The sequence below is a fragment of the Salinivibrio proteolyticus genome (assembly GCF_027286365.1).
Taxonomy (GTDB): Bacteria; Pseudomonadota; Gammaproteobacteria; order Enterobacterales; family Vibrionaceae; genus Salinivibrio; species Salinivibrio proteolyticus.
The window spans coordinates 710,347-722,936 of sequence record NZ_CP114585.1 but is presented as its reverse complement, the minus strand read 5'-3'; the positions used below and the strand labels follow the sequence as shown (position 1 = coordinate 722,936).

At 50.7% G+C, this 12,590-nt stretch carries 11 protein-coding genes; 2 read left to right on the top strand and 9 right to left on the bottom strand.

What is annotated here, in order from left to right:
• Window positions 1–46: 46 nt before the first annotated feature.
• The 3 genes from N7E60_RS17230 to N7E60_RS17220 form a co-directional block, all read right to left on the bottom strand.
• Entirely contained in the window at window positions 47–907 is an 861-nt protein-coding gene (locus N7E60_RS17230) for an EamA family transporter (RefSeq protein WP_069587493.1), read from the bottom strand.
• Window positions 908–1,002: 95 nt separating this feature from the next.
• Window positions 1,003–1,284, bottom strand: a complete 282-nt coding sequence (locus tag N7E60_RS17225) for a sll1863 family stress response protein (RefSeq protein ID WP_077639754.1) — start codon at window positions 1,282–1,284, stop codon at window positions 1,003–1,005.
• Between the two features lie 51 nt (window positions 1,285–1,335).
• Window positions 1,336–1,911, bottom strand: coding sequence for a BON domain-containing protein (locus N7E60_RS17220; RefSeq protein ID WP_408642354.1), 576 nt, complete (start codon window positions 1,909–1,911; stop codon window positions 1,336–1,338).
• 239 nt (window positions 1,912–2,150) lie between these two features.
• Here N7E60_RS17220 and N7E60_RS17215 point away from each other — a divergent pair, with 239 nt between their 5' ends.
• Entirely contained in the window at window positions 2,151–3,533 is a 1,383-nt protein-coding gene (locus N7E60_RS17215; protein ID WP_269598790.1) for a sigma-54 interaction domain-containing protein, read from the top strand.
• On the opposite strand, the gene N7E60_RS17210 is transcribed toward N7E60_RS17215, so the two are convergent.
• Entirely contained in the window at window positions 3,476–5,116 is a 1,641-nt protein-coding gene (locus N7E60_RS17210) for a diacylglycerol kinase family protein (protein ID WP_269598789.1), read from the bottom strand. The two genes, N7E60_RS17215 and N7E60_RS17210, sit on opposite strands and share 58 nt — an antisense overlap.
• A 152-nt stretch (window positions 5,117–5,268) precedes the next feature.
• A complete protein-coding gene (gene trhO, locus N7E60_RS17205; RefSeq protein ID WP_269598788.1) occupies window positions 5,269–6,249 on the bottom strand; it encodes an oxygen-dependent tRNA uridine(34) hydroxylase TrhO in 981 nt (326 codons plus the stop codon).
• A 402-nt stretch (window positions 6,250–6,651) separates the two neighbouring features.
• On the opposite strand from trhO, the gene N7E60_RS17200 reads away from it, so the two are divergent.
• Complete coding sequence (locus N7E60_RS17200; RefSeq protein ID WP_069587498.1) at window positions 6,652–8,043, top strand: alanine/glycine:cation symporter family protein; 1,392 nt, start codon at window positions 6,652–6,654, stop codon at window positions 8,041–8,043.
• Between the two features lie 88 nt (window positions 8,044–8,131).
• Here N7E60_RS17200 and N7E60_RS17195 read toward each other — a convergent pair whose 3' ends face one another.
• The 4 genes from N7E60_RS17195 to N7E60_RS17180 all read right to left on the bottom strand — a co-directional run bounded on the left by N7E60_RS17195 (window position 8,132) and on the right by N7E60_RS17180 (window position 12,321).
• On the bottom strand, window positions 8,132–9,127 hold the full coding sequence (locus N7E60_RS17195; protein WP_069587499.1) for a chemotaxis protein: 996 nt from the start codon (window positions 9,125–9,127) through the stop codon (window positions 8,132–8,134).
• Window positions 9,128–9,354: 227 nt separating this feature from the next.
• Window positions 9,355–10,611 carry an NAD(P)/FAD-dependent oxidoreductase gene (locus tag N7E60_RS17190; RefSeq protein WP_077639750.1) on the bottom strand — a complete coding sequence of 419 codons (1,257 nt, stop codon included), beginning with the start codon at window positions 10,609–10,611 and terminating at the stop codon, window positions 9,355–9,357.
• On the bottom strand, window positions 10,608–11,987 hold the full coding sequence (locus N7E60_RS17185; protein ID WP_269598787.1) for an FAD/NAD(P)-dependent oxidoreductase: 1,380 nt from the start codon (window positions 11,985–11,987) through the stop codon (window positions 10,608–10,610). Before N7E60_RS17185 ends, N7E60_RS17190 begins: the two co-directional genes overlap by 4 nt.
• Window positions 11,980–12,321 carry a (2Fe-2S)-binding protein gene (locus N7E60_RS17180; protein WP_269598786.1) on the bottom strand — a complete coding sequence of 114 codons (342 nt, stop codon included), beginning with the start codon at window positions 12,319–12,321 and terminating at the stop codon, window positions 11,980–11,982. Before N7E60_RS17180 ends, N7E60_RS17185 begins: the two co-directional genes overlap by 8 nt.
• Window positions 12,322–12,590 lie beyond the last annotated feature (269 nt).

The window sequence follows — 12,590 nt, the reverse complement described above, 5'->3', positions numbered from 1 at the left end:
TGACGGCACCTTTTTAGTTTACGCACCTGTCGGCTGGCCTATTTGTTTAATGGGTGCGTGAGCGTCTTGCAGATAATGTGCTGCCGAGTGATGCGGTGATCACCATACCAATGGCGAGCCACTGACGAAGCGCAAGCTGTTCGTCGAGCACCAACAAGCCCGCCATCGCTGCCACGGCCGGCTCTAAGCTCATCATGACACTAAAGGTTTGCTTGGGCATATTACGAAGGGCAATCATCTCTAACGAATAAGGGATGGCGCTAGAGATCAACGCGACAGCAATCCCTAAAGGCAATAAATGCCATTGCAAAATGGCGCCATCGGTCGCGATATAACCGGCTGGTACTAGATACAAAGCGGCAATACTCATGCCCAATGCCACCGTGCCACCACCGGGCGCAAGGTTGCCTGCTTTTTGGCCAAAAAGGATGTAGCCAGCCCAACAACCTCCCGCAGCAAGCGCGTAGGCGACGCCAATCGGATCAAGTGCATCCACACCAGAAAGATCGGGTAAGAGGGTGATGACCCCGCCCACCGCTAAGATAACCCACAGACTATCACGCGCCCGTCGAATGGACAGCAACGCCACGAGCAACGGGCCAGTAAATTCAAGTGCTACCGCAATGCCAAGCGGGATCCGCTCAATGGCAAGATAGAGCAGTAACATCATGCCGCCAAGACAACTGCCGTAGACGATGATGGCTCGCCAATGTCGGCCTCGCGGCCATTGGCGCCAAGGCCTAAAAACGAGGCAGAGTAGCAATGCCGAAAAGCCGACACGTAATGCTGATGTGCCTACCGGACCTACCAGAGGAAATAGCTGTTTGGCAAACGAAGCGCCAAATTGAATGGCACACATTGCGCCAAATACGCTTAAAATCGCTATGAACAGTGCGGGAGCCTGCATGATTATTCCTCCTTGACCTCAACAAGGCTCACCTTAACATAGCGACATAAAAAAGCCGCCCCCGAGGAGCGGCGTTTATTGCTTTTATGGCAAAGTTAGAATTTCTGCTTGGCAGAGTCATAGGCACTTTTTAGCGAACCGAGAGCTTGCTCTGCCCCTTGTTTTATTTCATCCCATGCCTCATCGCTTGCATCTTGCAATTCATCGATGCGCGTTTTCGCTTGTGCTTTGCGGGCGCGTAAATGCTCTATGGTTTCGCGATATTCCGCTTTTGCATGCGCGGAGGCAACATCAGCTTTTGCTTCAAGTTTATCGATTTCTTGGTTCCAGCTGTGTAAGCGTTCATGGAACGTATCAATCATCTCTTGGCGGCGCATAACACCTCCTCGGTTAAGTCAGTGGCATTTGATGACGCTTAACGTCATTGCTTATGCATTTCCGGTTATCTCAAGCTTATCAACGACACGTTCCACGTCTTGTGCGTTTTCCGCCATTAATATGGCTAAATCGCGGGCCGCATCGCTTTTCACCTCGCCAGAGAGTGTGGCAACGCCATCATCAACAGACACTTCGATGTTGGTGCCGCTGATGTCTGGGTCGAGTAGCAAGCTTGTCTTCAGTGACGCCGCAATTTTGGTATCGACCACGGTCTGGCCGAGATCGGCGGCTTGGCTTGCTTGTTGCGAAACAGTGAGTTCGTTTTTAACCCCGGCCACGCCGTCTATTTTTTCGACCAATCCACTGGCCAAGCTTTTATCCAGCTCAGTATCCACTTGACCTGTGAGTATCACCACACCTTGCTCTACATCTGTGTCGATATCGAAATTATTGAGGTTTGTGTTCACCAACAGCATGGTTTCAGCTTTACCGTCAATCCAAGCGTCTTTGGCTTGATCTTGCCATTGGTTGTTGCTGCTTGCATGCGCGCTTGTGGCACCCAGTGCAAGTGCAAACCCCATTGCGACAAATAAAGGATGAAATCGACCTTGCGGAGTCGTCTTCATTGAACCCTCCTTATTTGATGAATTTGAGCAACCTCGTGGTGTTGCTGAGAAAATCTAGTGCGAAGGCTATGCCAACATTGCAATCAACTGAAAAATAGACAATTTTTGTTTTTTCTTGTTGAGAGCTAAGTCAAGCGATCTGTAATTCTTACATATGAATCTGTAAAAATGACTTTCATTGTTGAGAGAGCCGTCTGCCTATGGCACGGTAACGAAACACCCATCAAGGAGGCTCGGTGATGTCTCGGATTTCTGTCGCTCTTTTGTTAAGCGAGCAAGATATAAACTGGATGAGCGACATACTGCGTCAGGCAGATGCCGACACGACACGAGTTACGGACGTGAAGCAGGGACTTCGGGCGTGGCGAGCCGCGCCTGCGGATCTGGTGGTGTGTGATCTTGATGAATTGGGAGACGATGCGGAGCTTATCTGGCAACGGATGGAACAATCACCTGACACCGAGTGGCTTTTACTCAGCCGTGGCGACCCGCATCCCGACTGGAATGCCAAGGCGCAACAATGTGTCGCGACGGTTTTTCGTCGGCCCGTGGATCCCGAGTTGGTTCAAGCGTTTATTGATGACACGCTGATGCAGCAAGGACAATCTTGTCGAGCGACTAAACCGATATTGACGAGTCAAGCGAACCAGTTCGGATACTTGCTTGGCAGTTCAGCGCCCATGCGGCATTTGTACCGAGTCTTAAAACGGCTGGGTCCAACTGGTGCTAACGTATTGATTGTTGGCGAGAGTGGGGTGGGTAAAGAGCATGTCGCGAAAACCTTACATCGATTAGGTTGTGACCCTAACGCCCCCTTTATGGCGATTAACTGCGGGGCACTGAGCCCTGATTTGATAGAGAGCGAGTTGTTTGGTCATGTGAAAGGCGCATTTACAGGGGCACACCAAGATCACGCGGGTATTTTTCATCAAGCGGAAGGCGGCACCGTCTTTCTTGATGAAATCACCGAAATGCCACAAGCGCTGCAGGTAAAGTTGCTACGTGTGTTGGAGTCCGGAGAATATCGCCCAGTGGGCTCGACACACAATCAACGCGCCAATGTTCGTCTTGTCGCGGCGACTAACCGCGACCCACAACAAGCAATCGCATCCTCACGATTGCGTGAAGATATCTACTATCGCTTAGCTCAGTTTGTGGTCAATGTGCCACCCCTTCGGGAGAGAGAGGGAGACATTGAAGCACTGACGACCCATTTTTTAGCTGAACTCAATCATCAATTCCACACCCAGAAGGGGATCGATCCTCAAGCGATAAAACGCTTAAATGCCCACCGTTGGCCCGGCAATGTTCGCGAACTCAAGCATGCGATTGAGCATGGCTATTTGCTTTGTGCTGAGACGATTTTGCCCGATGACTTACCGCAAGCGGTGATCACGCCTACCAATACACCGACGGCGATAATGTTACCCGAGTCGCTTACTTTAGACGCGCTAGAGCGCTTAGCCATTACCCAAACCTTGGCCCGTTGTGATGGCAATAAAACGCGCACGGCTGAAGTGCTTGGCATTAGTCCTAAAACGCTATACAACAAACTGAATCAGTATCACTCAGTCTCTTCGTCCTCAACAGCGGGAGAAAGGATCGATAGCGATCGCGGCTGAATGCGAATGTCGAGCTTGCGGTCGCGATAAATTTCCCCATCGATGACATAGTCGGTGGTATGCGGAAAGCGCACGGCGACATGGGTCGCCTGTTGGTGATGTGTGAAGCGACCAACGGGCGTATCGAGTAAACTGGTAAGGGCCAGCTCAGCGAGCGAGAGAACCGCACCAGTCTTGGTTGCCGATGGGGTCAACCAAGTGACGTCGAGCTTGCCATCCGCGTGATTCGGTTGACCACGGCCTTGGGCAAGCAAGGTCGTCATTGGGGCGGCATTGGCAATGACCATGCTGGTGGTTTCAATGGTTTGAGAGGGCTGCTTATCAATACGAATCGATAAGGTCATTTTGGCATTTTGGTTTGCCGCACCCAGTAACCCTTGCAAATAGGCCCATTGCCCACTTTGGTTTTTTTGTTCACGCGCCGCATAGCGGATCATTTGCTGCTCAAAGCCAACACCTACAACCAATAACGCGACACGGCCATTGCAACGCGCGGTGTCGATGCGATTAGGGATGCCATCAAGAATCACCTCACAAGCGGCATCAATGCTGAGAAATTTCGATTTGATCCCCCAAAGTGCATGACAAAGCGCATTGGCGGTGCCAAGCGGCAGCACCCCGAGCGGCGTGTCGGTGTTGACCAGCGCACGCGCCACTGCATTGACTGTGCCATCCCCGCCTGCGGCAATCACGACATCGGCATGGTGTGCCACGGCGCGACACGCGAGTTGATAGGTACGCCGATTGTGGCGAGTGTGATGGACCACCACGCGATAGTCTTCGCCTAAATAGTCTTGAATATACTGCTTGTGCTTTTGCCACTTACCACCGCCTGCTGCTGGGTTGGCGATAATCCAAGCAATGGGTCGATCAAGTCTTAGTGCGCCGTCTTGCTGGAAGCGTGACAGTGCTCGAAATTGGCGTCGATTAAGCTGTGCTTTGGGACGTATTGAGCGGATGCTGTTTAGTACGCTGTTTAGGTTTTTGTCCGGCTCAAGGGCCCATAAATATGCCGCAGCCACCATCACAGAGCGACCACGGCCTAACGCACAGTGCACCACCACGGTCTCGCCGCGCATGCGTTGCTGGTGGATCCACTGCAACGCTCGCATCAATTGGCTACGGGAAGGATACGCATGATCGAGGACAGGCACGGAGAGGTAACTGATTTCACGGGTCGCGCTAAAACTATTTAAGCTCTCAAATTCAGCAGTAACGTCCAAAATGCCGCCAATGCCTTGAGTTTGAATGTAGTTCAGATCGTGACGAGTCAGCCGCGCGCCAACATAAAGCCCGGATGCAATTTTTTGAATAGCAGGCTCGGTATCACGATGACGTGCCCAGCGATTATAAAGGTGCGTGCAAACGAAAAATGGCGCAAATAGTCCATGGATGAGGGTTGGGAGTTGGCCAGTGTATCGCTTGCGGAAAAGGCGCGGTTGATTACGCCAGTATGCAAAACTGACGGCAATAAAGGCGATGCCACTCCAAAGCAGCAGTACATCGAGAGCAAGCCAAGGTGTCCAAACTGTGACTAAAATGAGCGCAGCGCCGATGAGCGCGTAGAGTGGGCCAACGATCACATGTTCTCCTTGCAGGCCATCCGTGTGCGTATCGGTATGATTCGCTTAGGTATCGTCAATGACGACTATAGCCTAGCAGGAGAGGAGATAGAAACGAAAACGGCACGCTATCATTGCGTGCCGTGTAAAGTCTCGTATCAGTTATGGACTGATTAAACGTCTTTCTTCTGTGCTTGTTTCTTTTGCTTTTTCATCGCACGCCGCGCTTCGATGATATGTTTTGCTTCGCCGCCCACGTGTTGCTCTCCACGCTCGCGAGCCAGTTGCACTTGGCGTTCGCGCTCACGAAAACGCGCTTTCTGCTCCTCGGTGTGTTTGTCATAGCATTTCGGACAGGATACGCCTTGCTCATAGTGTTCGCTTTCCATATCGGCTTTGGTGATCGGTAGGCGGCATGCATTACACATGGCGTACGATCCTTTCTCGAGCGAATGATTTACCGCCACGCGGCCATCAAACACATAGCACTCGCCATTCCAAAGACTCTTACTCTCAGGCACTTCTTCGAGGTATTTTAGGATCCCACCTTCCAAGTGATAGACCTCATCAAAGCCTTTTTCCTTCAAAAAGGCCGTTGATTTTTCGCAGCGAATGCCGCCAGTACAGAACATGGCGACTTTTTTATGCTTGCTTGGATCGAGGTGCTTTTCTACATACTCGGGAAAATCACGGAAGCTTTCGGTGTGAGGGTTAACCGCGCGCTCAAAGGTCCCGATTTCAATTTCGTAGTCGTTCCGTGTATCAATGACCAGTACCTCAGGATCGCTAATCAGATCGTTCCATTCCGTCGGCTTCACGTAGGTACCGACTGTATGGCGAGGATCAATCCCCTCAACACCCATGGTGACGATTTCTTTTTTCAGCTTTACCTTGGTGCGATTGAAAGGTTGGTTGTCTTCAAAAGACTCTTTGTAGTCAATGTCCGCAAGGCGAGCATCGTTTTTAAACCAAGCAAACAGGGCATCAATGCCTTCGCGGCGGGCGGCGACGGTGCCGTTAATCCCTTCTTTAGCGAGCAGTAGCGTGCCGCGTACTTGGTTTTTTTCCATCACCTCTTGCAGCGGGGTACGAAGATCTTGGTAGTCATCAAGGGTGACGAACTTATAAAGCGCACAAATAACGTAGGCGGACATGTTGTTTCCTCTTGCTGGCTGGAGCGTAAATCCAGTGCATGGGTTGTGGGTTCAAAAGACGCGCGAAGTATAGCGAATGGCACTGGGGCTAAACACCGGCGAAAAGTAAGGTTAAACGTTTTGTGCCCGTGTTGCTTTGGGTAGGTGCGGGTCGGTTTATTTATTTGTGTTCAAATCAAAGTGCTGCGGTAATTATTCACCGTAGTGCATTACTAATGAGATCAAAGTCACGTATTAGCTGGGTTTTTGTCGCGAGATTACGGATTTCGCCGTAGTTTGGATGGGTTTTTAGTCACGCCAGTAAGAATTTATTGCTTTATGGTCTAATTATTTTGCTGGTTGGCGTGCATCGACTAGGCCGGAGTCTAGAGAGCAAAGTAATTAGCCAAGCATCAAGAAAGGATGCGAGATATGATTGAAGAATGGATTAATGCCTTTGTAGGCTTTATCTGGGGAAAACCGATGCTGATCTTACTGGTCGGTGGCGGATTGTTTTTCACCCTATACGGAAAGCTCACACCTTTTCGTTATATGGCGCATAGCGTCAAGCTATTAACCGGTAAAGTGGATGATGGCAGCGGTCATGGTGATTTATCTCATCGCAAAGCCTTAGCGGCAGCACTGTCCGGTACGCTAGGTCTTGGCAATATCGCGGGTGTCGCGCTGGCGCTGAGTGCTGGGGGACCGGGGGCGGTTTTTTGGATGTGGCTTACCGCGTTACTGGGAGTATCGACGAAGTTCTATACCTGCACACTGGGAGTCATGTACCGCCACAAAGACGCTAAGGGAAATGTACACGGTGGCCCCATGTATACGGTTCAGCATGGGTTGGGCCCGAAGTTTAAATGGTTGGCGGTGATGTTTGCCATTGCGGGTCTGATGGGATTTGTGCCGTCATTTCAGATCAACCAACTTGGCGCTGTGGTGCAAACTCAACTGTTTCCGGGGGTCGCTTGGTTAGAGAGCAGTGCCTTCTCGTGGGGAATGGGTATTGTTCTCGCCGTGTTCGTCGGCATGGTGATTTGGGGTGGCCTTAAGCGTGTCGCTGACGTCGCTGGGGCTTTGGTGCCTTTGATGGCGGGAAGCTATATGGTCATGGCGGTAGCCGCGTTGGCGCTCAATGCGGAACGTGTGCCCGGTGTGTTCCAGTCTATATTTGCCAGTGCTTTTTCACCGGATGCGATGTTTGGTGGAGTACTGAGTGTGATCATCATCGGTGTGAGTCGTGGTGCCTTTTCTAATGAGGCAGGGATTGGCACTGAAGTCATGGCACACAGTGCGGCGAAAACCAATGAGCCCGTGCGTGAAGGTTTGGTCGCGAGCTTAGGTCCTATCATCGATACCTTGATTGTTTGTAGCTGTACTGCCTTAGTCATTCTCGTGACTGGTGTGCTCGACCAAGCTGAGGGTATGCAAGGCGTAAGTTTGACCATGGCGGCTTTCAAAGCGGCGTTTGGTGCGCCAGGCGCGTGGTTGCTCGCGGCACAAGTGCTGATCCTCTCTTTTACCACCGTTTTTACTTTCTGGTATTACGGATATAAGTGTTTTGTGTATTTGTTTGGCGAAAAAGTCGGCCAGTACTACAAATATCTGTATCTCTCACTGGTCGTTCTGGGGGCAGTGGTATCACTGGATGTGGTGTTCTTGTTCTTGATCGGTGCGTACGGATTGATGGCGGTGCCGACCATGGTCTCTGGCCTATTGTTAGCGCCGAAGGTAAACCAAGCTGCAAAGGCCTATTTCAGTGGCCGACGTTATCAGTCGCATAGCGGATCACAAGCCACTAACCTTTGAATTAATTGAATAACCAAAAGGCTGCCTTGACGGCAGCCTTTTTTATTGCGGTGAGAGCCACAGGCGTGGTAGGCGAGTACTCGCGTTATCAATCGTCGAGTGGGGCACCAAAGATATACTTATCTGCCAGTCCGACCATACGACCAATTTCTGGCTTAGTAATGGTGTCATTGGCACCAAGCTGTAAGGCTTTAGCGCGGTTGTCTTCACTCATGATGGAGGAGAACATCACGATAGGCATGGTTTTGTAGGTGTCATTATCGCGTAAGCGCTTGACCAAGTGCATACCATCCATGCGTGGCATCTCGACATCTGAGATAATGGCATCCACAAATTCAGTGATTGCCACACCTTCTTCTTTCGCGATTTTCTCAAACTCCATCAGCTTCTCGAAGGCTTCGCCACCGTCTTTCGCAGACAAAATATTGTAGCCCGCTGAACGTAGCGTATTTTCGATCAGGCTGCGGATAAAGGCAGAGTCATCAACCACCAATACGGTTTTTGCTTCTCGCTTTTTCGCACTGGTTTCGGAAATATTGACGCTGCGGTCTTGGGTTACATCATATTTCTCCATGCTCAACTCTGGGTTGATGTCGGCGATGATTTTTTCAAAGTCGAGAATCATGATGAGGTTGTTGTTTTTACGAACCACCGCGACCACACAGTCTTGTTCTCCAGCTTCGAGGAATTGACTGGGTGACTCTACCGCTTCCCATGAGATACGGTGGATGCGACTAATACTGTCGATCAAAAAACCGTTCGTCATGTTGTTAAAGTCGGTGACAATCACGAACTTATTGTCTTTCTCAGGGCGGGTTGGTACCCCTAGCCAGCCTGCGAGATCAATCAAGGGAGTGAGTTTTTCACGAGAAGAAAACACGCCAATCATATGAGGCTGTGCATTGGGGTAATCGGTTGTTTCAGGCACTTGAATGACTTCACGGACTTTAGCGACGTTGATCCCGTAGTAACAGGTTTTAGTACTGCCGTCCGGAAGTTGTTTCATAAGGTGAAACTCGATGATCTCGAGCTCGTTAGTGCCACTTTCCGTCAGTATTGCGTTCTTTGATGGCTCGTCGTTCATGCCTACCACATTTCCTATCGATAACAGCGAAGATTGCTGACAAACACAGCGATAAAACCAGTATAAGCCTGTGATCAATAAAGCGACAATATTTGCCAAATAATCGAACGGCGTTCTGTGGTCTATCACGCTAAATTCGGCTTGGAAATCAGCGCTAAGTTACAGCTTAGTAACAAAAAAAGCCTGCACTGAGGCAGGCTTTGGTGATTGGGACCACGTAATAGGAATTAAGGTAACGCAACTTCAAGATGATAGTTACCGATCATTTTTCCTTGGTCGTCCAAAAAGCGCGTGTAGGAGAAGGGCTCGAGATCAATGGTCGTTGGCAGACCACGGACCACTTCATTCATCACCTTTCCGGTGATGGCAGAGGTCAACATACCGGTACGGAAATGCCCACAAGCATTGAGATAACCGTCAATACCAGGTACTGCACCAAGAATCGGCAGTTCATCCGGTGAGCCCGGACGCAAGCCTGCCCAGCAGCGCTTGATATTCATCTTTTTCAGCTCGGGGATAGACTTCATAGCGCCTTGTGCCAGCTGCTTGATGTACTTCATGTCTGTGGTGGTATCAAACCCACGCTCTTCGGTGGTTGAGCCAATCAAGACTTCGCCGTTATCTTTTTGGGCGATGTAACAATCACTGGTGGTTAAACAGCCATTTAAAAGCTTGGGTAGCTTCTCGGAGACGATTACTTGGCCTTTGACTGGGAAGACAGGCATTGGCATACCCGTTGCCCACAAGCTGAGTTTTTCCGCCCATGCGCCACCGGCGTTGATCATGGTGCCACAGCCTAGCTTACCGTTTTCTGTCTCAACCGCGACAACCCGGTTACCTTGTCTCACCACGCCCGTGACTTTGGTATTGAGATATAGCTCGACACCGTTCTGCCGTGCTGCTTCCAAATAGGCCTCGTTGAGGCGATAGGGGTTGATTTGATGATCCCCCTCAAACTCCATCGCACCAATTGCCGCACGCGATACGTTAGGCTCTTGGGCATGAAGATCGTCTTGAGACACCCAGCGTACATGCTCTTGGCGATCAGGAATGGCGGCCGCAATATGTTCGGCATAGAGTTTGTCGTATTTATCAAACATGACAAACTTCAGACCGGTACGCTCAAACTTAAAGTCCACACCGTGATGCGTCATCAGGTCATCATACAATGCCGGATAGAGCTGGTTAGACAGCATCGCCATATCGAAGAACGGCTTGGGCATAATGTGCGGTTTGATCTCTGGTGATCCCCCTTCGCCGCTTTCCTGCATCTGCTTAGAAAGGGTTTTAAACAGGATAACGCCACAGCCAAGGCCGGTTGACTCGCCCATCGCCCATAGGCCACCGGCTGACGCACGCGAGGCGTTTCCGGGATATTTATAATCGACAACCGCGATGGATAAGTCGCGCTCGCGGCTTAAATGGTAAGCCACCGATGCGCCGATCACGCCGCCGCCACAAATTACGATGTCGTACTGTTTCATGCGTCATCCTCCAACGCAGCAAAAGGAATAGGGTCGAGTGGGAATCGAGGGCGAATCAAAGGCTGAGGCGACGTTGTGCTCTCATTGAGTCGGTCGTAGCAGTAGTGTGCACAGGTTTTTCCTTGGCAGTCACCCATGGTAACGCGGGTACGCATTTTCAACGTAATTACATCCTTGACGCCTTGATTGATGGCGTTATCAATGTCCGCCTTTTTCACTTGCTCGCAGCGACAGATCACTGTGTCTTTTTCCGGCAAACTGAGCAGGCCTGGGCGACGGTAGCCTGCCGTATCAAAGCCTTTACGGAAACGGTAGCTCTTTTCGAGCTGATGACGCAGAGCCTTAAACTCATTGTCAAGATTAGGCATTGAGATATTGCGTGCCTTCAGTGCGGAGTACGCCGCAATCTTTCCTTCCAACATGGCGGCTTCTGCGCCAGCAAATTTCACGGTATCACCGGCGCAGTAAACGTTGTCGAGACTGGCTCGTTGCCACTCGTCCACCACGGGGATCGCCCCGCTCATATGATCGTACTGCATATCTAGTCCCATTAGTTGTGCTAGCTGAGAGCGTGCCGCAAAGCCGTAACCCACACCAAGCAAATCAGCATTTATAGTTTCGGCGCGGCTAACATCTGGGTGCCAGTCTTTACTGTAGGGGGCAACCGTAACGTGCTCGACTTGGGGATCACCCGAGGCTTTGACTACGCCCCAACCGTAATGCATCGGGATATGGTGGCGTTTGAGATACATCATCATGGACAGACCATCTAGCGCGAGCTGTGGACGGTTGAGGAGGGCGAGTGTTTCACGTGCCAAGTCTTTGAATGGCGCCGCTTCATAGATACCCGCGATATCACAACCGGCTTTGTGAAGCTGACAAGCAACCAAGACGAGCAAAGGCCCTGTGCCGGTGATTACACAGCGGTGACCGGGACGGACCAAGCCGCTTTTTATTTGAAGTTGGATCCCACCCAGAAGCATCACCCCAGGCATATCCCAGCCGGGAAAGGGAATGCTGCGCTCTTGGCAACCGGTGGCGAGGATCAACTGCTCATAGTCAATCGTTGATAGCGTGTCTTCATGGGCAGTGAGGAGGTGTTGATCCGCCATTGGCCCCAGTACCCGCGTCAAACTACGTAGGTCAATCAAATCCTGATGCTGGCGATATTGTTCGCGCAGGGATTGTGACGTGGCTTTCCATTTATCATCCAAATGAGGCAGCGCGTCAGTATCTCGCCATGGACCACGGTAGACGACGCCACCGGGTTTGGGCGCTTCATCAACAATAATACTCGCGACCTTGTGCTTGGCCAGTGTGACCGCGGCAGACAGGCCGGCAGGTCCAGCACCAACAATAACAACCGGTTTAGACATGGGTTTCTCCTTGCTCGACGGTACGGCTTTCAAGATCCTTGCTCTCAACCACAATGTTGGCTTCAGTACGGATATCCATATCCGGTTGAACGGCGACTTGACACGCACGTTGTTTATGGCGGCCGTTGATTTCCAGCGTACAGCAATGGCATACGCCCATGCCGCAGTAGGCACTGGCTAATCGGCCATAATCATTTTTAGATAGCGCACGGATATTGCTCGCAAGCAAGGTGCTGAGCACGCTTTCTCCAGCGATGGCAGGAACCGTCTCGCCATTGACACGGATCGAGAAGGTTTGACCAACTGCATTGGTAATGTCTTGGGATCGTTTCATCGTTTTAATTGGCTCATTGGTATGTTGTCGGGACAGTGATGACTCCCACTCAGACTGTTTAAGTGAGCGGACCTTATTGTCTTATTTATTAGGCGAGGCGTATGTTATAGCCGAGTCGTGAAATGCGTGTTACTTTTTGTTGCGTTTTCGTTATCACTCACAAAAAATAAGGAAAAATAAGATCTATTGTGATCATTATCATGATATCGATCTGTTTTATTGAGTGATGTGAAAGTGAACACTCGTTATGGAGGAGCAAGTGCTATTGC

Coding starts and splice junctions, on each gene's coding strand:
- N7E60_RS17230 (WP_069587493.1), bottom strand. CDS start 907: ATGCAGGCTCCCGCACTGTTCATAGCGATTTTAAGCGTATTTGGCGCA.
- N7E60_RS17225 (WP_077639754.1), bottom strand. CDS start 1,284: ATGCGCCGCCAAGAGATGATTGATACGTTCCATGAACGCTTACACAGC.
- N7E60_RS17220 (WP_408642354.1), bottom strand. CDS start 1,911: ATGAAGACGACTCCGCAAGGTCGATTTCATCCTTTATTTGTCGCAATG.
- N7E60_RS17215 (WP_269598790.1), top strand. CDS start 2,151: ATGTCTCGGATTTCTGTCGCTCTTTTGTTAAGCGAGCAAGATATAAAC.
- trhO (WP_269598788.1), bottom strand. CDS start 6,249: ATGTCCGCCTACGTTATTTGTGCGCTTTATAAGTTCGTCACCCTTGAT.
- N7E60_RS17200 (WP_069587498.1), top strand. CDS start 6,652: ATGCGAGATATGATTGAAGAATGGATTAATGCCTTTGTAGGCTTTATC.
- N7E60_RS17195 (WP_069587499.1), bottom strand. CDS start 9,127: ATGAACGACGAGCCATCAAAGAACGCAATACTGACGGAAAGTGGCACT.
- N7E60_RS17190 (WP_077639750.1), bottom strand. CDS start 10,611: ATGAAACAGTACGACATCGTAATTTGTGGCGGCGGCGTGATCGGCGCA.
- N7E60_RS17185 (WP_269598787.1), bottom strand. CDS start 11,987: ATGTCTAAACCGGTTGTTATTGTTGGTGCTGGACCTGCCGGCCTGTCT.
- N7E60_RS17180 (WP_269598786.1), bottom strand. CDS start 12,321: ATGAAACGATCCCAAGACATTACCAATGCAGTTGGTCAAACCTTCTCG.